Annotated in this window: 22 protein-coding genes; 17 read left to right on the forward strand and 5 right to left on the reverse strand. The window is 54.5% G+C overall.

The window, feature by feature from the left end:
• The first annotated feature begins 21 nt into the window (after positions 1 to 21).
• The 6 genes from gcvT to JL719_RS03905 all read left to right on the forward strand — a co-directional run bounded on the left by gcvT (position 22) and on the right by JL719_RS03905 (position 8,874).
• On the forward strand, positions 22 to 1,110 hold the full coding sequence (gcvT, locus tag JL719_RS03880; protein WP_033156069.1) for a glycine cleavage system aminomethyltransferase GcvT: 1,089 nt from the start codon (positions 22 to 24) through the stop codon (positions 1,108 to 1,110).
• 4 nt (positions 1,111 to 1,114) lie between these two features.
• Positions 1,115 to 4,036, forward strand: coding sequence for an aminomethyl-transferring glycine dehydrogenase (gcvP, locus tag JL719_RS03885; protein ID WP_033156070.1), 2,922 nt, complete (start codon positions 1,115 to 1,117; stop codon positions 4,034 to 4,036).
• The gene (locus tag JL719_RS03890; RefSeq protein ID WP_033156165.1) at positions 4,020 to 5,417 is read left to right on the forward strand and encodes a 3'-5' exonuclease family protein; all 1,398 of its coding nucleotides are present in this window, start codon (positions 4,020 to 4,022) and stop codon (positions 5,415 to 5,417) included. The genes gcvP and JL719_RS03890 overlap by 17 nt, the downstream gene beginning before the upstream one ends.
• 109 nt (positions 5,418 to 5,526) lie before the next feature.
• On the forward strand, positions 5,527 to 5,877 hold the full coding sequence (locus JL719_RS03895) for a hypothetical protein (protein WP_129871340.1): 351 nt from the start codon (positions 5,527 to 5,529) through the stop codon (positions 5,875 to 5,877).
• A gap of 147 nt (positions 5,878 to 6,024) precedes the next feature.
• Positions 6,025 to 6,426 carry a DUF2195 family protein gene (locus tag JL719_RS03900; RefSeq protein WP_084153248.1) on the forward strand — a complete coding sequence of 134 codons (402 nt, stop codon included), beginning with the start codon at positions 6,025 to 6,027 and terminating at the stop codon, positions 6,424 to 6,426.
• A 555-nt stretch (positions 6,427 to 6,981) separates the two neighbouring features.
• Complete coding sequence (locus JL719_RS03905; protein ID WP_051669822.1) at positions 6,982 to 8,874, forward strand: diguanylate cyclase; 1,893 nt, start codon at positions 6,982 to 6,984, stop codon at positions 8,872 to 8,874.
• Positions 8,875 to 8,900: 26 nt separating this feature from the next.
• Here the strand turns inward: JL719_RS03905 and apeE are convergent, their stop codons facing one another.
• The 3 genes from apeE to JL719_RS03920 all read right to left on the reverse strand — a co-directional run bounded on the left by apeE (position 8,901) and on the right by JL719_RS03920 (position 10,994).
• Positions 8,901 to 9,158 (reverse strand): ApeE family acyl carrier protein, encoded by a 258-nt coding sequence (gene apeE / locus JL719_RS03910; protein ID WP_033156072.1) that lies wholly within the window; start codon positions 9,156 to 9,158, stop codon positions 8,901 to 8,903.
• A complete protein-coding gene (locus JL719_RS03915; RefSeq protein ID WP_033156073.1) occupies positions 9,139 to 9,933 on the reverse strand; it encodes a lysophospholipid acyltransferase family protein in 795 nt (264 codons plus the stop codon). Before JL719_RS03915 ends, apeE begins: the two co-directional genes overlap by 20 nt.
• Positions 9,934 to 10,241: 308 nt before the next feature.
• Complete coding sequence (locus JL719_RS03920; RefSeq protein ID WP_033156074.1) at positions 10,242 to 10,994, reverse strand: proteasome-type protease; 753 nt, start codon at positions 10,992 to 10,994, stop codon at positions 10,242 to 10,244.
• A gap of 166 nt (positions 10,995 to 11,160) precedes the next feature.
• On the opposite strand from JL719_RS03920, the gene JL719_RS03925 reads away from it, so the two are divergent.
• From JL719_RS03925 to JL719_RS03975, 11 genes are all read left to right on the forward strand, one after another.
• Positions 11,161 to 12,189: an HlyD family secretion protein gene (locus JL719_RS03925; protein ID WP_051669824.1), complete on the forward strand. Its 1,029-nt coding sequence runs from the start codon at positions 11,161 to 11,163 to the stop codon at positions 12,187 to 12,189.
• On the forward strand, positions 12,186 to 13,967 hold the full coding sequence (locus JL719_RS24475; protein WP_201799015.1) for an ATP-binding cassette domain-containing protein: 1,782 nt from the start codon (positions 12,186 to 12,188) through the stop codon (positions 13,965 to 13,967). The genes JL719_RS03925 and JL719_RS24475 overlap by 4 nt, the downstream gene beginning before the upstream one ends.
• Positions 13,964 to 15,085 (forward strand): ABC transporter permease, encoded by a 1,122-nt coding sequence (locus tag JL719_RS03935; RefSeq protein WP_033156075.1) that lies wholly within the window; start codon positions 13,964 to 13,966, stop codon positions 15,083 to 15,085. The genes JL719_RS24475 and JL719_RS03935 overlap by 4 nt, the downstream gene beginning before the upstream one ends.
• 5 nt (positions 15,086 to 15,090) lie before the next feature.
• Positions 15,091 to 16,203 (forward strand): ABC transporter permease, encoded by a 1,113-nt coding sequence (locus JL719_RS03940; RefSeq protein WP_033156076.1) that lies wholly within the window; start codon positions 15,091 to 15,093, stop codon positions 16,201 to 16,203.
• A 240-nt stretch (positions 16,204 to 16,443) separates the two neighbouring features.
• Entirely contained in the window at positions 16,444 to 17,940 is a 1,497-nt protein-coding gene (gene nifB, locus JL719_RS03945) for a nitrogenase cofactor biosynthesis protein NifB (protein ID WP_033156077.1), read from the forward strand.
• A gap of 144 nt (positions 17,941 to 18,084) precedes the next feature.
• Positions 18,085 to 18,369 carry a 4Fe-4S dicluster domain-containing protein gene (locus JL719_RS03950; RefSeq protein WP_020484742.1) on the forward strand — a complete coding sequence of 95 codons (285 nt, stop codon included), beginning with the start codon at positions 18,085 to 18,087 and terminating at the stop codon, positions 18,367 to 18,369.
• 5 nt (positions 18,370 to 18,374) lie between these two features.
• On the forward strand, positions 18,375 to 18,800 hold the full coding sequence (locus tag JL719_RS03955) for an ArsC/Spx/MgsR family protein (RefSeq protein WP_033156078.1): 426 nt from the start codon (positions 18,375 to 18,377) through the stop codon (positions 18,798 to 18,800).
• Positions 18,797 to 20,074 (forward strand): FprA family A-type flavoprotein, encoded by a 1,278-nt coding sequence (locus JL719_RS03960; protein WP_033156079.1) that lies wholly within the window; start codon positions 18,797 to 18,799, stop codon positions 20,072 to 20,074. The genes JL719_RS03955 and JL719_RS03960 overlap by 4 nt, the downstream gene beginning before the upstream one ends.
• A gap of 189 nt (positions 20,075 to 20,263) precedes the next feature.
• Positions 20,264 to 20,551 carry a 2Fe-2S iron-sulfur cluster-binding protein gene (locus tag JL719_RS03965; protein WP_020484745.1) on the forward strand — a complete coding sequence of 96 codons (288 nt, stop codon included), beginning with the start codon at positions 20,264 to 20,266 and terminating at the stop codon, positions 20,549 to 20,551.
• Between the two features lie 20 nt (positions 20,552 to 20,571).
• Positions 20,572 to 20,922: a 2Fe-2S iron-sulfur cluster-binding protein gene (locus JL719_RS03970; RefSeq protein ID WP_033156080.1), complete on the forward strand. Its 351-nt coding sequence runs from the start codon at positions 20,572 to 20,574 to the stop codon at positions 20,920 to 20,922.
• 38 nt (positions 20,923 to 20,960) lie between these two features.
• Positions 20,961 to 21,566 (forward strand): nitrogen fixation protein NifQ, encoded by a 606-nt coding sequence (locus JL719_RS03975; protein ID WP_051669826.1) that lies wholly within the window; start codon positions 20,961 to 20,963, stop codon positions 21,564 to 21,566.
• 71 nt (positions 21,567 to 21,637) lie between these two features.
• Here JL719_RS03975 and JL719_RS03980 read toward each other — a convergent pair whose 3' ends face one another.
• On the reverse strand, positions 21,638 to 22,210 hold the full coding sequence (locus JL719_RS03980; RefSeq protein ID WP_225893015.1) for a hypothetical protein: 573 nt from the start codon (positions 22,208 to 22,210) through the stop codon (positions 21,638 to 21,640).
• Entirely contained in the window at positions 22,203 to 22,904 is a 702-nt protein-coding gene (locus tag JL719_RS03985; RefSeq protein WP_051669828.1) for a HupE/UreJ family protein, read from the reverse strand. The genes JL719_RS03980 and JL719_RS03985 overlap by 8 nt, the downstream gene beginning before the upstream one ends.
• Positions 22,905 to 23,018: the final 114 nt, after the last annotated feature.

The following is a 23,018-nucleotide window of genomic DNA, read 5'->3' on the forward strand; positions in this document are numbered from 1 at the left end:
TAATCCACACGGGATGGCCAAGTGAATAGTTCAAAGCAAACCCCCTTATACGATTTACATCGGCAACTAGGTGCCAAGATGACCACGTTTGCCGGTTACCAGATGCCGGTGCAATACAAAAATGGCATCATTCACGAGCATTTGCACTGTCGCAGCCAGGCCGGTTTCTTCGATATTTCCCATATGGGGCAGTGCCGAATATTGGGCGACGGCGCGGCGGAGGCGTTGGAAAAACTCACGCCCGGCGGCATCGTCGATTTAAAGTGCGGCGCGCAGAAATATACCGTCTTGACCAATGCCGACGGCGGCGTTATCGACGACATCATCGTCACCCGCATCGAATCCGGCTTATCCCTCATCGTCAATGCCGGTTGCAAGGACAAGGATTTTGCTTATCTGCGCAGCCAATTACCGGCCGATTGCGTATTCGAAGCGTTAGCGAAACTAGCCTTGTTTGCCTTACAAGGGCCGGCTGCGGCAGCGGTGCTGGCCAAGTTTGCGCCGCAGACTGGCGAGCTGAAATTTATGCAAGCGTGCGCCACCGAGATTGCCGGAACCCAATGCCACATCAGCCGTAGCGGCTACACTGGCGAAGACGGCTTTGAAATATCCTTACCGCAAGCCGAGGCCGAGCGCATTGCGCGTTTGCTGTTGGCGGAACAGGGCGTTGAACCGATTGGCCTGGGGGCTCGCGATACGCTGCGCTTGGAAGCCGGTTTGTGCCTGTATGGTCACGAGCTTAACGAATCGATTACACCTATCGAAGCGGGTTTGCAGTGGATATTCAAAAAAGGCCACAGCGATTTTCCCGGCGCGGAAAAAATTCTGCAGCAACGGCAGGATGGCGCGGAGCGAGTGCGCGTCGGCTTACTGGTGGATGGCCGTATTCCAGTGCGGGACGGCTGTGAGATTGTGCATCAAGACCAGCCAATCGGCACGGTGACCAGCGGCAGTTTCTCGCCGAGTCTAAATCGGCCGGTGGCGATGGCGCTGCTGGATCGCCGATTTGCCGAGCCGAGTACCGGATTAACCGCGCTGGTGCGGAACTCTGCTATTTCGGTGACGGTCACTTCGCTACCTTTCGTTCCGCACCGTTACCGGAGAACATAAAGCCATGTCTGCAAAAAACGCCCGTCTCGACCAACTGGAAATGCGCGGTAATTTCATTCAACGCCACATCGGTCCCAATGCTCAACAGACTCAGGAGATGCTGGCCGAGCTGGGCTTGAGCGATCTGGAACAGATTGTCGGCCAAGTGATTCCGGCCAATATTTTGAATCACGAACCGCTGAAACTTACCAATACCATCAGCGAGCGGGCGGTGATCAAATACTTGCGCAAAATGCGCGAGCGCAACAAGGTGTTGGTATCGATGATAGGCATGGGTTACTACGACACCATCATGCCGGCGGTGATCAAGCGCAACGTCCTGGAAAACCCCGGCTGGTACACCGCCTACACGCCGTATCAAGCCGAAGTCGGGCAGGGCCGGCTGGAAGCTTTATTGAATTTTCAGCAAATGATCATCGATTTGACCGGTATGGATATCGCCAACGCCTCGCTGCTGGACGAAGCGACTGCGGCGGCGGAAGCAATGACCATGTCGCGGCGGCTAGCAAAAAGCCCGTCCAACACCGTGTTGATCGATAAAGATTGCCATCCGCAAACTATCGCGGTGGTGCAGACTCGGGCCGGCTCCTTGGGCTACGAAGTGGTGGTCGCCGATCCGTTCGACAATCTGGCGCAACACGATTTCTTTGCCTTGATTCTGCAATATCCGGGCTCCAGCGGCGAAATCCGCGATCTGACCGAAGCGACCGCGATTGCTCACAGCAAACAAGCGCTGGTGACGGTGGCTGCCGACTTGCTAAGTCTGGTATTGCTCAAACCGCCAGCGGCTTTTGATGCCGACATCGCCGTCGGTAGTGCCCAGCGCTTTGGCGTGCCGATGGGGTACGGCGGCCCACACGCGGCGTTTTTTGCCACCCGCGACGACTTCAAGCGCTCGATGCCTGGGCGCTTGATTGGTGTGTCCAAAGACAGTCACGGCCAGATCGCTTTGCGAATGGCCCTGCAAACCCGCGAGCAACACATTCGCCGCGACAAGGCCACCAGCAATATCTGTACATCGCAGGTTCTGCTGGCGGTGATTGCCGGTTTTTATGCGGTCTATCACGGCGCGGAAGGGCTGCGCCTAATCGCCGGCCGGGTGCATCGCTATGCGCAGATTCTGGCAGCGGGTTTGGTGCAAGGCGGCCATCAAGTGCTGAGCCAATGTTATTTCGATACCGTGGTGGTCAGCGTGCCGAATCGCGCCCGCCGCATCGCCGCGCAGGCGGCTGATGTGAATATCAATCTGCGGGTTATCGATGCCGATACGCTGGGGGTTGCCCTGGACGAAACCACCAACCGCGAGCATTTACGGACCTTGTGGCAGGTGTTCGCTTCGCCGATTGCCGAGTTGCCGGACATTGCCGTGTTGGATGCGACACTGGGCGAATGCATCCCGGATACGCTATTGCGCGACGACGCAGTTCTGAGCCATCCAGTGTTCAGTCTGTACCATTCGGAAACCGAGATGATGCGCTACATGCGCCGGCTGGCGCGCCGCGATATTGCCTTGGACCGGGCGATGATCCCGCTGGGTTCGTGCACGATGAAACTCAATGCCGCTACCGAAATGCAGGCGATTTCGTTCTACGAATTCAATGCCATGCATCCGTTTGCGCCGCTGTATCAAGCCCAAGGGTATCAGCAATTATTCGCCGAGCTGGAGGACATGCTCTGCGATTTGACCGGCTTCGATGCCTTTTCCCTGCAACCCAATGCCGGCTCGCAAGGCGAATACACCGGCCTGCTGGTTATCCGCAAATACCACCAGGTCAACGGCCAGGGTCAACGCAACATCTGCCTGATTCCGGCCTCGGCGCATGGCACCAACCCGGCCAGCGCGACCTTGGCCGGGTTGCAGGTTGTGGTGGTGGCCTGCGACGACCACGGCAACGTCGATGTCGCCGATCTGCGCGCCAAGGCCGAGCAGTACCGCGACACCTTGGCGGCGTTGATGATTACCTATCCGTCCACCCACGGCGTTTACGAACAAGCGTTTCGGGAAATCTGCGACATCGTTCATCAACACGGTGGCCAAGTGTATATGGATGGCGCTAATTTCAACGCCTTGGTCGGTCTATGTCGGCCCGGCAAGATTGGCGCGGACGTGGCGCATTTGAATTTGCACAAGACGTTTTGCATCCCGCACGGCGGCGGCGGTCCCGGCGTAGGGCCTATCGGCGTGGGTGCGCATCTGGCGCCGTACTTGCCGGATCACCCACTCGTGGAAGGCGTCAATCCCGCCAAGGGCGAGCACGGCACGGTCGGTACCGTATCGGCGGCACCGTGGGGCTCGGCGAGTATTTTGACGATTTCCTGGGCCTACATCGCGATGATGGGCGCTACCGGCCTGCGCCGGGCCACGCTAACCGCGATCATGAATGCCAATTACATCGCCCGCCGGCTGGCGCCGCATTACCCGATTCTTTACACCGACGCTAACGGCTGGGTGGCGCACGAATGCATCATCGATTGCCACGCCTTCAAAAAAACCGCCAACGTCACGGTCGAGGACATCGCCAAACGCCTGATCGATTACGGTTTCCATGCGCCGACCGTGTCGTTTCCGGTGCCGGATACCTTGATGATCGAACCCACCGAAAGCGAGAACAAAACCGAAATCGACCGTTTCTGCGCAGCGATGATCGCGATTCGCGACGAAATTCGTGAGATCGAAACCGGCAGCGCCGACCCGGACAATAACGTGCTGCACAACGCCCCGCATACCCATCGCCTGTTGCTGGAGGACTGGCATTTGCCGTATTCCCGGCAAAAAGCCTTCTTCCCGGATAGCCACCAGCACGACGACAAATATTGGCCGCCGGTCGGGCGCATCGACAGCGTCTACGGCGACCGCCATGTGTTTTGCAGTTGTCCGCTGGACTGGGCGCAAGCCGCCGCGGAGTGCGATGCTGAAGCACGTTAACCAGCCGCTGGCCTTCGTCGACCTGGAAACCACCGGCGCCACCGCCACCAAAGACCGCATCACCGAAATCGGCATCGTGCTGGTCGATGAAGACGGCGTGCGGGAATGGAATCAACTGCTCAACCCGCAAACCCGGATTCCGTTGTTCATCGAACAAATGACCGGCATCAGCAACGAGATGGTAGCGCAGATGCCCAGCTTTGCCCAAGTGGCCTGTGAAGTGGCGGAATTGTTGGAAGGGCGCTTGTTCATTGCTCACAACGCCCGTTTTGACTACGGGTTTTTGAAGAACGAATTCAGCCGGTTGGACATGAGCTTTCGGCCGCAAGTGTTATGTACCGTCAAACTGTCGCGGGCTTTGTATCCGCAGTACCACAGGCATAATCTGGACAGCCTGATCGAACGGCATGGTTTGCAGGCCAAAGACCGGCACCGGGCCTTGGCCGATGCCCAATTGATTCACCAATTCTGGAATCAAGCCTGCGAGCAGTTCTCGGAGGCGGTGGTCGATCAAGCTGCCCAGCGTTTGGTCGGCCGCTCCAGTCTGCCGTCCAACATCGACCCAAACTTAATCCACGATTTGCCGGAAACGCCCGGCGTTTACCTGTTTTACGGCGAGAACGACCTGCCGCTGTACATCGGTAAAAGCGTCAACATCCGCAACCGGGTGCTGGCGCATTTCGGCGCCGACCATAAGAACAGCAAGGAGATGAGTCTGGCCCAGCAACTGCGCCGCATCGACTGGATCGAAACCGCCGGCGAGCTGGGCGCGCTATTGCTGGAAGCACGCTTGATCAAGGAAAAAACCCCGGTGCACAACCAGCGCCTGCGCCGCAAAAACGCCTTGTGCGCCTGGCAATTGCAGCAACACGGCGAACAGCTCAAGCCAGTGCTGAGCTGGGCTGGCGAGCTGGATTTTGGCGCTCAGGATAATCTGTACGGCCTGTACCACAACCTGCGAGACGCCCAGAAAGCCTTGCGCGGTGTCGCCGAACAGCACGGCCTGTGCCTCAGCGTGTTGGGCCTGGAAAAAACCGCCGCCGGCCGGCCTTGCTTTGGTCACCAGATCAAAAAATGCCGCGGCGCCTGCGTCGGTTTGGAAGCCCCGCTGGCCCACGCGGCGCGGCTGTTGATCGCCATGCAAAAACTCAAACTCGCCGTCTGGCCTTATCCCGGCGCGATTGGTGTGCGCGAAGGCGAGGAGCTGCATGTGATCGATCGCTGGTGTTATTTGGGTACCGCGAAAAACGAGGCGGAGATAGAGGAGTTGTTGCAGAGCGGACGGCCGGCTTTTGATCGGGATACTTATATGTTGCTGAGTAAGTCGTTGAAAAAGGCGGAGGTTGTTGGGTTGTCAAAGGCGTTTAGAGTGGTTGGTTGAACCGCGTTCGTCCGGTTACCCCTTTCTAATTGGTATCTACGACCTTTTTATATTTTATTCTAGCTTTCTAGGCTGCACCTGGTTAGCCCTTTGCAAGGAGCCGGTTTCTATGATGATCGCAATTTTTGTTATATCTGGATTGCTTATTTGTATTGCTGTACCAGTCTTCATGGTTAAAACAAAGGATGCCAGAAGGAGACTTCAAACGATGTATATTGGTTTATACATCTCTGGTCTTTCTTTAGTTACCACAATCGGATTGACATATCTCTGTTTAATTGAAGGTGTAATCTCGTTCGGCACTCGAACGCAGAGTGTAACTTTGCTTCAAAGCGAAGCCCCAGTGTTGTATTTGCTGTTGGCCCCTTTTTCAATTGCTCTGCCTAGCTGTTTTATTTTGTTTGGCTGGCGTGTATTCCAAAGCGCCCGACTTGGGAAACCATTGTCGTTAAAACTGTAATTGCAACCTCTAAGAGGAATGTCCTAAAAGCCCGGTAGGGTACGCACCGCGTACCTCCCTGGCTTTTGCTATCACGATAGCATTTTGATGGTACTACAACTTATTATAAAACAACCCAAAAGAGCGCATTGATTATCAAGGTGTCTTATGTTGATGGGAGACCTACTAATGGTGGCACGAAAGATTAGTGTTTTAGGCGTTTTTTTTATCGTTTCGTGTGCGATAGCCAATGAACCAGAATCCATACAACTTAATAATCAGTTGTCTGCCTGCATCGCTGTTAATGACATACAAACGTCCATCGAGAATGGGATTCCTGTCCTCTCGTTTGATGCCAAAATAATTAAATCAATTGCTGAGTGCGGTTGTAAATCAGCTCTGGGATCGTATTCGGTAATGGCCAAAATGGCAGAATATCAATCGTATATAATCGTTGGAAAGGTGGCTTTTACAAAATCCGAACATAAGTATTGGCCATTGTCGGCGGAGCAAGGTTTGATTGACAAAAGAAAATTGGAGATTGTCTTATCCTGTGCTCAACCAGACTAAATATTTTTCTCGTTCCCACGTGCTGCGTGGGGATGTCGGGCTTGGCCGCGCTGCGGCGTGTGCGTGACCGCAGTGCGGAACATTGTGGTTCCCACGCTGCGCGTGGGAACCAGATAACAATGAAAAACCAGATATTGACCGCATTGAGTAACTCTACAGGTACGCCTTCTAACATCAGCCATCAGATTTAGCGCAAATGGGGAGCCAAGAAAAATTGACTAAGCTGTAACCGTTCATCGGGAGGCCGTTTGTCCGTTGAACGGAGGATAGGGCTTTGCGCATCCGCCCAATGATGCTTTCTTGAATTTCTTGTTCGGATCGTTGCGAGAGAAATTCTGGCTGGACCGTGCTTTGCCCGTTGGCGAACGGCCAAGCTTGGGCGCCATAGCATGCTTGCTAAGCATTCTTTCGCGTCAATGCCATGCCTGTATAGCTTGCCGGGTATTTATCGCTAGCCAAAATCCAGTGTTTTTCAGTTCCGCTTCACGGGAATGCTGCTATTATCAAGCTCACACGACAGACTGTTAACTTCACTGCTCGATTCCACACCAGCTGATGTCCGAAAACACCATCAAATACGCCCAACTTGTCGATCTTGCCAGTCTGCAAACGCTGATGGACGATTTGTACCGGGTGATCGGCATACCAAACGCGATTATCGATACCGACGGCGTTGTTATCACCAACGCCGGCTGGCAAGAGGCCTGTGTAAAATTTCATCGGGTCAACCACAACACCTGCAGTAACTGCATAGAAAGCGATACGGCATTGGTTGAAAGCATGTTGAAGGGAGAGCGGTTTGCAATCTACAAATGTCTGAACGGGTTGGTAGATTCGGCTATGCCGATTATCGTCGAGGGCCAGCACGTCGCCAATATTTTTACCGGTCAATGTTTTATTGATCCTCCGGATCTGGAATTCTTCCGCAGTCAGGCCAGGCGATATGGGTTCGAGGAAGCTAGTTATCTGCAAAGCATCAGCAAGGTTCCGGTCATTGCCAGACAGCGGCTGGAAACTATCACGGAAATGTACGCGCAACTCGCGCAAGCCTTTGCCAAACACGGTGCGGACCGGTTGCAGCAAAAACTGGCGGCGGCGGAACTGGCGGAGCTGAATAACGAATTGAATCGGCGCGTCGAGGAAAGAACCGAGCAACTGTTTCAAAACAATCAGCAGTTGCTGCTGGAAAAACGCGCCCTGGCCGCCAGCGAAGCACGCTTATCGGCATTATTCAAACACATGAGTAGCGGCGTGGCGGTATACCGGGCCAGCGAGGACGGCCGAGATTTCATTATCATCGGCTTTAACAAGGCTGCCGAGCAGATCGAAAAAATCACCCGTAAAGAATTGATCGGTAAAAAACTGACCGAGATGTTTCCGGGGGTATTCGAATTCGGGCTGTTGGATGTATTGCGGCGGGTCGCCAAAACCGGGACGCCGGAGGCTTTTCCGCCCTCATATTACCGTGATGAGCGGATTCAGGGTTGGCGGGAAAATTATGTGTATAAATTGCCTGGCGGTGAAATCGTCTCGATTTACAACGATGTGACCGAACGCAAGCTGGCGGAAAAGGCTTTGCATCTGACGCAGTTTTCGGTGGATAGAGCCACTGAATGTTTGTACTGGATAACCGCTGACGCCAGATTCCAATTTGTAAACAACACCGCCTGCCAAGTATTGGGCTATAGCCGCGAGGAGTTGCTGACATTTTCGGTAATGGATATAGACAAGGATTTGACGGCGGAAAATTGGCCCGCGCATTGGCAGGAAGTCAAACAAAAAGGCGCGTTAAAAATGGAAGCGATCCATCGCTGTAAAGACGGTCGGGAAATTCCGGTGGAAGTGGCCGCGAATTATCTGGTTTTCGAAGGTCTGGAATATAATTGTGCGTTCGTGCGCGACATCAGCGAGCGCAAAGCCCTGCAAGCGGAATTGGAGCGCCAGGCGCGTATCGATTATCTAACCGGCATCGCCAATCGCCGCTATTTCATGGAGCAGGGCGAAGCGGAATTGGCGCGCAGTGACCGTTACGGCAACCCGTTGTCGGTACTGATGCTGGATATCGACTATTTTAAAGCCGTCAACGACAACTACGGCCACGCCGCCGGCGATCAGGCTCTGCAAAAACTGGGCTGCATTTTGGTGGAGGTTTTGCGGGAAATCGACATCCCCGGTCGCATGGGCGGCGAGGAATTTGCGATTTTATTACCGGAAACCGGCTTGCTTAAAGCCCTTGAGGTGGCGGAACGACTCCGAAGTGTAGTGGCCGATAGCGTGATTGCGGTTGAATCGGGGTTGGAATTGCAATTTACCGTATCAATTGGCGTGGCTACCCTGACGGATAAAAACAGCAGCATCGGCGATTTGCTGAATTTGGCCGATAAGGGTTTGTATCAAGCCAAACACAGCGGTCGGAATAAGGTCTGTCGTTTTTCGCCGCAAGATTAGGATTGCATCGGCTCGTCAAAACCCTCTCAACTCCGCGCTGCTTCGATAAACTGTGCCAAGGCCGCCACGGAACCGAAGATTTTCACCACATCGTCGCGTTCGGCATCAATTTTTACCTGATACTTTTTACGTATCGCCAATCCCAGTTCCAGTGCGTCTATAGAGTCCAGGCCCAGGCCGTCGTTGAACAGCGCGGCGTGGCTGTCGATGTCCGCCGCATCGACATCTTCCAGCGCCAGCGTGTCGATAATCAGGTGTTTTAATTCAGTTTCCATCTCGCTCATGGCGTTCTCGTTGTTGAGTAAAATAATCCTGTAAATACTGCGTTAAACGCCGCACCGCTATCGAGCGTGGTTGCAACTCCCGGAAAGGCTGCAATTCCACATCCTCGCCGACGATCATTTGCAAATGAAAACGCCGCTGCGGGATTTGGTACCAGGCTTGAGTTTTGGTGAGGGTGCTGGGTTTACAGGTCAGCGTTACCGGCGTGATTATACTATCGGCTTGTAAAGCAATGGCTGCGGCACCGCGTTGAAAACGATAAGGCTGGCCCGGCACCGAGCGGGTGCCTTCCGGAAAAATGATCATGGTGCCGCCGTTTTGCAGCCAAGCGGCGCAATCGTTGACCATCGTTTCAGAATCGGCGTTGCTGATATAGCCGGCATTCAAGATTGGGCCGCGCATCGCCGGGTTGTGCCACAGGCTGGCCTTGACGATGCAGTTGGCTTGTTTGATTCGGCTGATTAAAAACACCACATCCACCAGCGTCGGGTGGTTGGCGACAATCAGCTGGCGGGGACGGTTGAGTTTTTCCAGTCCTATCACTTCATAGCTCATGACGCCCAGTCTGTGCATCAAGCCTATAAACATATAAAAACTCAGATGCACCGTGTATTGGCCGCGGCCGGCTTTTTCGGCCCGGCTGCCCGGCCATATTGCCAAGAGCGGAAACACCAGCAGCCACAGCATCACGCCACCGATCCCGAAGCTGGTAAAGCTGATCGCAGTGGCCAGTAAACGCCAGCCGTAATCGATTTTTTGAATTAGAGTTTGTGCCATCGCCAGCTGCGGTTCTGATCGCCGAACTGCAACATGGCTGGGTCGGCGGGCAGGAATTGGATTAGGGTCGGCAATTGTAGCGGTTACTGGCTATTGTGACGAGTTATCGACGATAAACCTGAAAATCCGTTGCGGCGGTTGTAAACCGTGCATGGATGCAATAAGTAGAGCACACAGGCGTAGTTGCTGAGCAGAACACCACCCACCCTGCCTCAGGGCGAACGGGATTGGCTATGCCCAGCATAAATGAAACCGCTTGGAACTATGATCTGTGTGCCATAGCCCCAAGTTAGGATGAAGCGTGGACGTTATATGCAGCCCGGCAACGGCCGGGAATCCTCTTTACTGAACTGCGGCAGGGTGGCGAAGGCTTCTTTCAGCTTTTCGTGCCACATCTTGCGGATTTTGCTTAAGTATTCGTTGTCTTCCTGGAAGCAATAGTACTCGTCCAGTGTCAGCGTATCTCGGTGATAAATCAACAGCTCCACCGGCGCGCCGACGCTGGCATTACTGCGCATCGTTGAGTCCATCGAAATCAAGCAGCAACGCCCGGCTTCGTGCAGTGCGGTATCGATTTTTAAAAACCGGTCCAGCACCGGTTTGCCGTATTTGTTTTCGCCGATTTGCAGATAAGGGGTCTGCCGCGAGGTAGTGATGCAATTGCCTTCCGGATAAATCAAATAAGCGCCGTGCGGCTCCTGGCCTATTTGTCCCGCCAAAATAAAAGTGGCGGACGGATTGAAGCTGCTTTGTCCGGCATCCACATGGCGGCGCTGCTTTTCGACGCTGATCCGCCCCAAATAGGCGGCGGCTTCCGACAGATAGTTGACCGTGTCCAGATTCACTTCGGTCTCTTCTTTCATATCGCGCTTCAACTGGTCGATCACGGCCTGCGTGGTCGCCAGATTGCCGGCGCTGAGCAGTACGATTTTCCGATCAGATGCCGTACAAAATGGGTGCATTTTGCCGTAAATGCTGACATTGTCGATGCCGGCGTTGGTTCTGGAATCCGACGTTAATACCAGTCCGTCTTTTAGAGAGACAGCAATACAATAAGTCATACGCTCTGCGCCTGAAAAATAAGGTTGCCCGCAGTGTACTAAAGAAGCTGCGTAAAGGCCAAGGACAGTATCGATTAACTGGCGGGGTAAGTTGTTAGATGCATCTCAGGCTCGGCTTTCAGTATACTGAGCCGACACGTTTAAATCAGCGGCGGGTAATTCATAGATGATTAGTAAACCAGGCCTGTATCTCGTTGGGGGAGTAGCTGCCGTTGTGCTGGTCGCCAGCGGTTTTTATCTGAAGGAGGGAAATCGGCATACCGATGCCTTGATCCTGTACGGCAACATGGATATTCGCCAAGTCGAACTGAGTTTTCACGATCCGGAGCGCGTCGAGCAGATCCTGGTTCAGGAAGGCGAGCGGGTCAAACGCGGCCAATTGTTGGCGGCGCAAGCGTTGGAGCGCTTTCAATATAGCCGCGATCAGGCCGCAGCCAAAGTGGATGTGCAACAACATCAGCTGGATAAGCTGCTGCACGGTTCGCGGCCGCAGGAAATCGGTAAGGCTGGCAATGATGTCAAAGCGGCGGAAGCGGCGGTGGTACTGGCTAAGAAAGAGTTGGTCCGTTTTCAGGCGTTGGTCAAACGCAAACTAAGCTCCGCCGAGTCCCTGGATCGGGCGCAAGCCCAATACGACGCGGCCCAGCAGAGTCTGCAAGCCTTGAAACAGCAATATGCGCTGACCGAAATCGGTCCACGCCGGGAAGATATTCAAGCGGCGCAAGCACAACTGAAAGCCGATCAGGCCGCCTTACAGCTGGCTGATAAAGTCTTAGCCGATGCGCGCTTGTATGCGCCGCAGGATGGGGTGGTCCAGAACCGCATCCTGGAGCCCGGCGACATGGCCAGCGCGCAAAAGCCGGTATTGACGTTGGCCTTGCGCGAGCCTTTGTGGGCGAGAACCTATGTGGCGGAAGCTGATTTGGGACGACTGCGTTATGGTCTGCCGGCTAGTTTGGCCAGCGACAGCTTTCCGGATAAAAGCTATAGAGGTTGGGTAGGGTACATGTCGCCGACTGCCGAATTTACGCCTAAAACGGTGGAAACCACCGAGCTGCGCACCAGCCTGGTCTATCAAGTACGGATCTACGCCTGCGACCCGGACGATCAATTGCGGCTGGGGATGCCGGTCACCGTGAGGATAGACACCCAGCAAGCACCGATGGCACAACCGAGCTGCGAACCCGCGCTGTGATTGCCATAGAGGCCGATGCCGCACCGGCGCCATTGACCTTCAGGTCGGTAAGCAAGCACTTTACCGCCGGTGACCGGGTCGTACCGGCCTTGCGGGATATTTCCCTGAGTCTGTCGCTCGGCCAAGTTACGGCCTTGGTGGGTCCGGACGGTGCCGGCAAAACCACCTTGCTACGCTTGGCGGCCGGTTTGTTGTTGCCCGATAGCGGCAGCATAAGCAGTTTTGGTTTGGATACGGCCGCCGCCGGTGCCCAATTGCACCAATTAATCGGCTATATGCCCCAGCGTTTTGGTCTTTATGAGGACTTGAGCGTGCTGGAAAACCTCAATCTTTACGCCGATCTTTACGGCATATCGCTGCAGGACAGGCAGCAGCGCTTCGCTGAGTTGATGCGCATGACCAATCTGCAAAAATTCAATCAGCGTCTGGCCGGTCAGCTATCCGGCGGTATGAAACAAAAACTGGGTTTGGCCTGCACCTTGCTGAATCGGCCGAAATTATTGCTGCTGGATGAACCGTCGGTCGGCGTCGATCCCTTGTCACGCCGTGAGCTCTGGCAAATTATCGAGTCCTTGGTGGCGGAGTTCGGCACCACCGTCTTACTCAGTACCGCTTATATGGACGAGGCCGAGCGTTGCCAGCAGGTGGTATTGCTGGATAGTGGCGAAATTCTGCATCAGGATGCACCGTCCGGCTTTCATCGTCTGGCGGAGGCTTGCAGTTACCAGTTGTCCAGTCCGGTACTGGGTAAACGCCTGCTGCAACAACGTTTGCAGATGCATGCCGATTTAATCGACTCGGTGGTACAAGGTGACACAGTGCGGGCTGTGGCGCGCGCCAATTGCCAGCCGGATTGGACGGCGATATTCGATACTGCCGAGCAAGTGCGAATTACGCCGGTGCCGCCGCGTTTGGAAGATGCTTTTATCATGTTGCTGCTGGCCCGGCACGACGAAAAGTCGCCAGTGGAAACCGTCTGTTTTGTACCCGGCAATGGTTCGCGGTTTTTGGCGACGGAGCACGCAGCAGTGATTGAAGTCGAGCAAGTTGACCGCTGGTTCGGCAATTTTCAGGCGGTTAAGAAACTGTCTTTCGAGGTGCGGCAAGGCGAGATTTTCGGCTTGCTCGGTGCCAACGGTGCCGGCAAGACCACGACATTCAGAATGTTATGCGGCTTGCTGCCGGCCAGCAACGGCCGCTTGCGGGTGGCCGGCCTGGATTTGCGCACGGCAGCCGCCCAGGCCAGGGCCAGACTTGGTTATATGTCACAGAAGTTTTCCCTATATGGACAATTGTCGGTCAGGCAAAATCTACAGTTTTTCAGCCATGCCTACGGTTTACGCCATAAGCGGCGAACAGAGCGTATAGCCTGGGCGCTTCAAGAGTTTGACCTCACTGAGTTTGCCGACACCAATAGCGTCGATCTGCCGCTGGGTTACAAACAACGGCTGGCGCTGGCTTGCGCGCTGATGCACGAGCCCGAGATTCTGTTTCTCGACGAACCGACTTCCGGCATCGATCCGCTGGCGCGCCGCGAGTTTTGGAATCGCATCAACAGCCTGGCGGCGCAAGGGGTAACGATATTGGTCACTACGCATTTCATGGAAGAAGCCGAATATTGCGACCGGCTGTTGATCATGCGCGAGGGCGACATCCTGGCCGCCGGCACACCGGCCGAGATTCGCCGCCGCAGTCAAACCGTCGGGCAAGCGCCGGCCGAGACCATGGAAGAGGCTTTCATTCGCTTGCTGGAACTCAAAGGAGCGTCGTCCGGATGACTGCCGCCAGCCAACGCCTGCTAGGCTTGATTCGTAAGGAGTTTTTACAAGTGCTGCGCGATCCCAGCAGCCTGGCGATTGCGTTTGCGATGCCGGTGTTCTTGCTGTTGTTGTTCGGTTATGGAGTGTCACTGGACGCTCGCCGCGTGCCGATAGGCCTGGTCGTCGAGCATGTTTCACCGGCGTCGCGCAGTTTTAGCGCCGGTTTCGATTATTCCGATTATTTTCAAGCGCATTATTTCCGCGACCTGCGTGAGGCTCAGCAGGCCTTGCTGACTCGAAAAATCAACGCCATCGTGCATTTGCAGGCCGATTTCGATAAGCGCTTGACCGGCAGCGAACCGGCGCCGATTCAGGTTATCGTCAATGGCGTCGATGCTAATACCGCTCGTCTGACCAGCGGTTATGTGCAAGGCGTTTTTGAAACCTGGCTCAACGCTCGTGCCGCTTGGCAGGGACAGGAAGCGCCGCAGCCGGTGCAATTGGCCGCCCGGGTTTGGTACAACAGCGCCTTGCGTAGCCGTAATTTTCTGGTGCCGGGCTTGATCGCGGTGATTATGACTTTGATCGGCGCCTTATTAACCGCTTTGGTGATGGCCCGCGAATGGGAGCGCGGCACGATGGAGGCCTTGATTTCGACGCCGGTCAGCGTCCGCGAAGTGTTGCTCGGCAAACTGATTCCGTATTACTTACTGGGCATGGGCGGCATGTTGCTGTCGATAGGCATGGCGGTGTTTTTGTTTCAGGTGCCGCTGGTCGGTTCCTTGTGGGTGTTGCTGATGGCGGGCACATTATTTTTGCTGGCGGCGCTAGGCATGGGTTTGTTGATTTCCATAGCCGCCAAAAATCAGTTTGTCGCCGGGCAGATTGCCATTGTGGTGACTTTTCTGCCGGCCTTTATCCTGTCCGGATTTATTTTCAATATTGATAGCATGCCGTGGGCGGTGCAACTGTTTACCCATCTGGTGGCGGCTCGTTATTTCGTGGCGATTTTGCAGACCGTATTCCTGGCTGGCGATATTTGGGAAGTCATATTGCCCAACGCATTGGCCTTGTTACTGATGGCCTCGGCCTTCCTGGCATTGGCCCTGTGGCGGGCGCCGCGCCGCCTGGAGTGACGAGTATGTGGTGGCGCATTCAGGCTTTATTGATCAAGGAATTCCTCAGCCTGCTGAAGGATAAAAAAAGCCGCTTTGTCTTGATCGTGCCGCCGCTGGTGCAGTTATTTTTGCTCAGCTACGCCGCTACTTACGATCTAAACCAACTGCCGATCGCGATTTACAACGAAGACCGTGGCAGCGCCGCCCGCGATTTGATTGCCCGCTTCAACGGTGCGCCGGCGTTTCGGGAAGTGTTGCGCATCGAGCGCCAGGAGCAAATCGCCGCAGCGCTGGACAGCAAGCAGGTGCTGATGGTGTTGCATATCGGCCAACAATTCAGCCGCGATTTGCTTAGCGGCCGGCAGCCGGCACCGGTGCAGATTTTGCTGGACGGCCGCGATTCCAATACGGCCCAAATTGCCTTGGGCTATGCCCGTAACGTGATCAGCCAGTTCAACAGCGACTGGGCACATCAGCACAACCAAACCGGGCCGCCGGCGGAATTGCGCATCAGGGCCTGGTTTAATCCCAATCTGGAAAGCCGCTGGTTTATTGTGCCCGGTATCGTCGGCTTGCTGACTTTGGTGGTGACGATGACGGTGGCCGCATTGTCTGTGGCGCGCGAACGCGAACAGGGCACGTTCGACCAACTGCTGGTGACACCATTCACCCCGGCGGAAATTCTGATCGGCAAAGCCATTCCCGGCCTGATCATCGGCGTAGCCGAAGCCTCTTTCAGTATCTTCATGGTGGTCTTCTGGTTTCAGGTGCCGTTGTTGGGCAGCTTGGCCGCGCTGTATATCGGCATCGTGTTGTATGTGTTTTCGGTGATCGGTGCCGGTTTGATGATTTCCTCGCTATCGGTCACCCAACAACAGGGCCTGCTGGGTGGATTTCTGGTGATTGTGCCGGGTGTAATCCTGTCCGGCTACGCCACGCCCATCGAGAATATGCCGGAACTGGTGCAGCAGCTGACGTTCGTCAATCCGCTACGTTATTTTTTGATCATTATCCGTGGCGTATTTCTGGAAGGCTTGGGGATCGCCGATTTAACCGACCAATATTGGCCGCTGGTGCTGATCGGTTTGTTCTGCTTGAGTTGCGCCGGCTGGCTATTTCGCAAGCGTATGTACTGAACGATGCCAGGCGTCTGAGTTGCCTCTGAAATTGCCTGCTTTCAGGCCTTTGGCGCTTTGTCCAAATCCTGACAATCGGCCGGCGGGGATTGTGCCGTTACAAACATTAGGCGGCCGTATATTGGGGTGTTTGGTAGTTTATCTTAAAAAAGAATTTATATATCAGTAAGTTAAATTGATTTCATAACTGGCATGGCCTGTGCTTTCTCACTGCATAACCAATCAAGTGAGGTGAAGAATATGGAACTGCCAGTATTAAACGAAACTCCAGCAGCCAGCGCAGGCGGCTGCTCCTCCCATTCTTGCGGTACAAGTGATGATCAACTCGGGCATTTGTCCGACGAGATTCGCTCCAAGGTAGAAAATCATCCTTGTTACTCGGAAGACGCGCACCACTATTTTGCCCGCATGCACGTGGCGGTGGCACCGGCTTGTAACATTCAATGCCATTATTGCAACCGCAAATACGATTGCTCCAACGAGTCGCGTCCCGGCGTGGTCTCCGAGTTGTTGACGCCCGATCAAGCCGTGAAAAAAACCATGGCGGTGGCAGCCAATATCCCGCAAATGACCGTACTGGGCATCGCCGGCCCTGGTGATCCATTGGCTAACCCAGAAAGAACCTTCGAAACCTTCCGCCGTTTGAGTGCCGAAGCGCCCGACATCAAGTTGTGTGTTTCCACCAACGGTCTGGCCTTGCCGGAGTCAGTTGAGGAGTTGGCTAAACACAATATCGACCACGTCACGATCACGATCAACTGTGTTGATCCGGAAATCGGCGCGCAAATCTATCCTTGGATTTTCTGGGAAAACAAACGCATCAAAGGCGTGAAAGGCGCGAAGATCCTGATCGAGCAGCAACAAAAAGGCTTGGAAATGCTGACTGCCAGAGGCATTTTGGTCAAGGTCAATTCGGTGATGATTCCTGGCGTCAATGACAAACACTTGGCGGAAGTCAGCAAAATCGTTAAAGCCAAGGGCGCTTTCCTGCATAACGTCATGCCGTTAATCGCTGAAGCCGAACACGGCACCTTCTACGGCGTCATGGGTCAACGCGGTCCGACTCAGGACGAGTTGATGGATCTGCAAGACGCCTGCTCCGGTGATATGAACATGATGCGTCACTGCCGGCAATGCCGGGCCGACGCGGTCGGTCTGTTGGGCGAAGACCGTGGCGATGAGTTCACCATGGACAAGATCGAAGCGATGGAAATCGATTACCAATCGGCGATGGAAAAACGCAAAGTGATCCACGAAGCGATTGCCGAGGAAATGCACAGTAAGCGCGCCGCGAAAGCGGAAAAAGCCGCGGGCCATGCCGACGAGCCCAAGCTGAATACCCGTCCCGTGTTGATGGCTATCGCCACTAGCGGTCAAGGTGTCATCAATATGCACTTCGGACATGCCAAAGAGTTTCTTATCTACGAAGCCTCCCCGAACGGCGTGCGTTTCATGAGTCATCGCAAGACAGACTTGTATTGCGGCGGCGACGATACCTGCGGCGACGGCGAGAGTGTGTTGCAACAAACCATTCGCTCTCTGGCCGGCTGTGAAGCGGTGTTGTGCTCCAAAATCGGCTACGAGCCTTGGGACTTGCTGGAAAAAGCCGGCATCGTACCCAACGGCGAGCATGCGATGGAGCCTATCGAAGAAGCGGTGATGGCGGTTTACAAGGAAATGGCTGCCGCCGGCAAGTTGGACGAGGCGGCACCACAAGAAGAACGGGCGACGGCATAGCCCAATATTTCCTCTCCGGCCGGAGAGGGTAGGGTGATGTGAATCAAAAAGCTTTTGCTTATTCAATTCTCCTCACCCCAGCCCTCTCCATCAGGAGAGGGAGATTGTTAGAACTGATTAACCATCGAATACAAAGGTAACGTCATGGCCTTACAAATCATTGAATCCTGCGTCAACTGTTATGCCTGCGAGCCGTTGTGCCCCAGCAAAGCCATCTACATGTCGGAAAAAGCCGGGCATTTCAGGATCAACCCGAAAAAATGTACCGAATGCGAGGGCGATTATAAAGACACGCAATGCGCCAGCATTTGCCCGATTGAAGGCGCGATTCTCGACGCACTGGGTGTGCCTATCAACCCGCCCGGCTCGCTGACCGGTATCCCGCCCGAAAAAATGGCCGAGGCGATGGCGGAACTACAAGCCCATTAACGGCCATGGCCACCGTGCATTTCTATGAAAAGCCGGGCTGCTTGAACAATACCCGGCAGAAGCAGTTGCTGAGTGCCGCCGGCCATTTGCTGGTGGTCTACGATCTGCTGCAACAGCCGTGGGGCAGGGAACCGGGCAAGTTGCGCTCGTTTTTCGGCGACATGCCGGTGGCGGATTGGTTTAACCGCAGCGCGCCGGCTGTCAAACAAGGGTTGGTCGATCCAAATGCTGTCAGCGCAGACGAAGCGATAGCGCTGATGGTGGCGCAGCCGTTGTTGATCCGTAGGCCTTTGATGGAGGTCAACGAACAGCGCGTCTGCGGGTTCGACCAACAACAGGTCGATGCCTGGTTGGGCTTGGCTGCCTTGGCTTCGCAAAAGGATTTGGAAACCTGTCCCAAGCAGTCGCGCTCTGAGGCCTGCAAGCCATGAACAGCGTCAGATTGGAGAGCGAAGACGGCGTACCGCTGGCGGTGGCCTTGTCGGAGCGCGTGCATTGGGTCGGTGCGCTGGATCCGAATTTGCGCACTTTCGACATCATCCTGAAGACCGCCAACGGCACCAGCTATAACGCCTATGTGATTCGCGGCAGTGAAGGCGTGGCGGTCATCGATACTGTCAAGGAAGGCTTTGCCAACGCCTTTTTCGCCCGCCTGGAAAGCGTTGCAGACTATTCGGAAATCAAAGTCATCGTCCTCAATCATTTGGAACCCGATCATACCGGCGCCTTGCCGGAGTTGATGAAACGGGCGCCGCACGCGCAGCTGTTCATTTCCCAAAAAGCTCAGTCCATGCTCAAAGGCCTGCTGAAGCAGGACGAGTTGAGCTTTACCCCAGTGCTGACCGGCGACAAGGTCTCGCTGGGCGACCGAAGTCTGGAGTTTTTGCACACCCCGTATTTGCATTGGCCGGACACGCAATGCACCTACGCGCCGGAAGAAGCGATGCTGTTTTCCGGCGACGTGTTTGGCTGCCATTTTTGCGATAACCGCTTGTACAACGACAAAGTCGGCGATTTCCGCTTTTCCTTCGAATATTACTACGCCCACATCATGCGGCCGTTCAAGGAATACGTGGTCAGGGCTCTGGAGTTGATCGAACCCTTGCCGTTAAAACTGATTGCACCGACCCACGGGCCGATCTTGCGCGACCGCCCGCAGCATTACATCCAGCGTTATCGGCAGTTATCCAGCCCTGCTTTGCATAACGAGCTGCGGCCCAATCAAAAAACCCTGCTGATTTTTTACATTAGCTCTTACGGCAATACCCGGCGCATGGCGGAAGCGATATATCAAGGCGCGATGCAAGTCGAGGATGTGCGCGTATCGCTTTACGACCTGGAGGGTGGCGAGGTGGCGCCGTTTGTCGATTTGATCGAAGAGGCCGACGGTTTGGTGTTGGGTACGCCGACCATCAACGGCGATGCGGTCAAGCCGATTTGGGATCTGTTGTCTTCGCTGGCGGTGGTCAATCTAAAAAACAAACTCGGCGGCGTGTTCGGTTCTTACGGTTGGACCGGCGAAGGCGTGCGCCTAGTGGAAGACCGCTTGCGCGGCTTGAAACTGCGGGTACCGATTCAAGGCCTGCGCGTCAAGCTGATTCCTACCGACGACGAGATACACGAGTGTAAGGCCTTTGGCTTGGAGCTGGCTCAGGAGCTGACCGGGGCCAGAGAATCACGGGTGATTAATTTTGCGGATCTGTAAACCGGATTAAACAGACGCTTGCTATTGAGTCTACAGCGGTATTCGTAGGCTAAACCGATTCACGGACGGATCGGTGACCTCATCGGCTGTAAGGCCGGTGAAAATCAGGAATCGTTTCGATTCCAAACCGGTTGGTCCTCAGATTAGAGGCTGCCGAGATGACTTTTAATACCTTATGGAGTTTTTACAATGGCCAAAGCGACCATTACATTTGAAGATATAAACGTGACGGTTACCGTCCCCGCCGGCACCCGGGTGATTGAGGTGTCCGAGAAAGTAGGTTCCGGCATTACTTACGGTTGCCGGGAAGGCGATTGCGGAACCTGTATCATGAAAGTGACTGCCGGTTGGAACAACTTGACCGAGCCGTCCGTACTGGAAGACAAAATTTTGCGAGAAAACATGGCCGGCAAACACAACCGTCTGGCTTGCCAAGCGCAAGTCTTGGGCGGCGAAATTTCCCTTAAACCAGTATAAGTAACGCAAAGGAGTAACACATGGCATTAGTCACATTTACCAGTCCCGAATACCGGGATAAAACCGTTTACGCCGTTGCCGGCAGTCACACCCAGACTATTTTGAAGCTGGCTCTGGAAAACAAGATCCCCATCAATTTCGAATGCGAAGATGGCGAATGCGGCACTTGCGTGGTCCGCGTCACCAGCATCGATAAAAAGCTGGAGCGCATGGGTGGCACGATGACTGAGAAGGAAAAAGCCCTGCTGAAACAAATCGGTAAAGTCACTACCGAACAGTTGGAGCAAATGATCGTCGACGACTTGCCGCCGGAATGGCGTTTGGCTTGTCAGATGATCGTTAGGGACGAAGATATTCGCGTTGAGTATTAAGCGTCTGCGTCATCGTTAAATAGGCCGGAGAATCGAGTATGAGTTGCACACTTAGCATGGCATCGAATGATAGGGTAGAGCCCTTGGTTATGAAGTCGCGGCAACACATTTATGAGGATCTGCTGGCCTGTGCCGACCAGTCGCCCAACAGCGTCTGGTTGGCGCAAATTATCGCCAGTTGGTGTGTCGGTGATGGTGTGCTTCCCGATAGATTGGGCTTGAGCCCAATACAATTTGAACAGCTTATCGACCGCTACTTTCCCGGCTATTCCTTGGCGCCGAAAGCCTTTTCCGGTAGCAGTCTGGATTACAGCCGCATGTTGGAAAAACAGGATTTGGAAGTCCTGCTTGCGCAATTCGCCGCCAATCCCGGCGCGGAAACCGAATGGCTGATCGCGCTGATCGTCGCCGCCTGTTTGGGTAGCGATCATTTGTGGCAGGATTTGGGCTTATGGTCGCGCAGCGATTTGTCGGCCATGCTGGGCTACAACTTTCCGGAATTGCTGGTGCGTAACAGCAAAGACATGAAATGGAAAAAATTTTTGTACAAACAACTCTGCGAAGCGGAAGGTTTATACGTTTGCCGGGCGCCGTCCTGTGAGGTTTGTAAAGATTATCCGCAGTGCTTTGGGCCGGAAGACTAAGCGTTTTCGCTTGTTGGCATCTCCCGTTTTGATGTCAGTCAGCTTGGTTTCCTTGAGCCGATGGTTTTAGATCACATCAAGCCCAAAATCCGATAAGCCCCTTTCGTATTTAAAACCACAGTAACCGGCGCGTTGGATTTGTTTTCCCAATACCAGCCGTGCGAGCCTTCAAAGGGCGCGCTTAACGAGCCGCTGGATTGGCTGTCGGTCGTTTCCTTATAGCTTTTGAAATAGCCGGTTTTATCGCCTTGCGGCTCGCCGTGAAAATCAAAATACAGCACCGCGCCGTTGGTGGACCACGAATATTCCAGGTTCGCGCCTTTGGCGAGATGAAATTTGTATTCCAGTCCTTCACCGGCCGGCACCACGATTTTTACCGTATCCTGCCATTGCGAGGGCGCTGCTGGTTGCGCGGCGCTCACCGCCTGCACCGGCTCCGAGCAAGCGCTGCCTGTTTCACTTGGCGACGCCAAGCTAGTTAAACCGGTCATTTGCCCAAACCCGGTCGGATCTATGCCGTATTCAGCGGGCAACACCGCAGTGATCAGCACAACGCCCGCCAATAGCGTTGCCGACAGGCTGGCGATGGTCAGCGATTTAGTTGATTGGACTGGCGGATTGCGGTCTTGCATCGAGTTATCCATGGATGATGTAGCCCGTGATTTGGTAGCCGAACAGAATCAAGCCTCCGGACATTAACAGGGTGTTGGTGGCCGTGGAAAAGGTGTAATAACTGCGGTGGCGGCGCCAAAAGTCCAGCGCGATCAAGATAAACAGCAGGGCCAGAAATTGGCCGATTTCCACGCCCACATTAAACGCCAACAAGTTTTTCCAGAGCCCGGCTGCGGGTAGTGAAAAATCCTGCAATTTGGTCGCCAGGCCAAAGCCGTGAAACAGGCCAAAAATCATCACTGCCCATTTGGTATTGGGCTGAAACCCCAATAGGCGTTGAAAACCGCCCAGGTTGTCGAAGCCTTTATACACAATCGACAAGCCGATAATGGCGTCGATGAGAAACGGATTGACCGAGATGCTGCTTAACACGCCGAACAGCAGCGTCAAGCTATGTCCCAAGGTAAACAGGCTGACATAGACCAGCACGTCGCAAGTGCGGAATAAAAAGAAAATCACCCCCACCAAAAACAACAAATGATCGTAGCCGGTGACCATATGTTTGGCGCCGATATACAAAAACGGGCCGATGGCGACGCCTTGGTTGGCCAGCAAAAACCGTTCTGTGTTGGTGTCGACGCCGTGAGCGAAGGCGGCGGGGCTGAGCAGCGTCAATAACGATAAACAGCCGATAACACTGGCATTACGTGATATTGCGGAAAACATGTTTAAAGGGTTGGGTTTAATGTGGCAATGATTGTGAGCTGATAGATACCAGCGCGAAGGCGGCAGAATACCCCGATTAAGCCGCTCGTGGAAAGGGGGGCCTCTAAGATTAAC

It is taken from the genome of Methylomonas sp. LW13, assembly GCF_016865255.1.
GTDB lineage: Bacteria > Pseudomonadota > Gammaproteobacteria > Methylococcales > Methylomonadaceae > Methylomonas.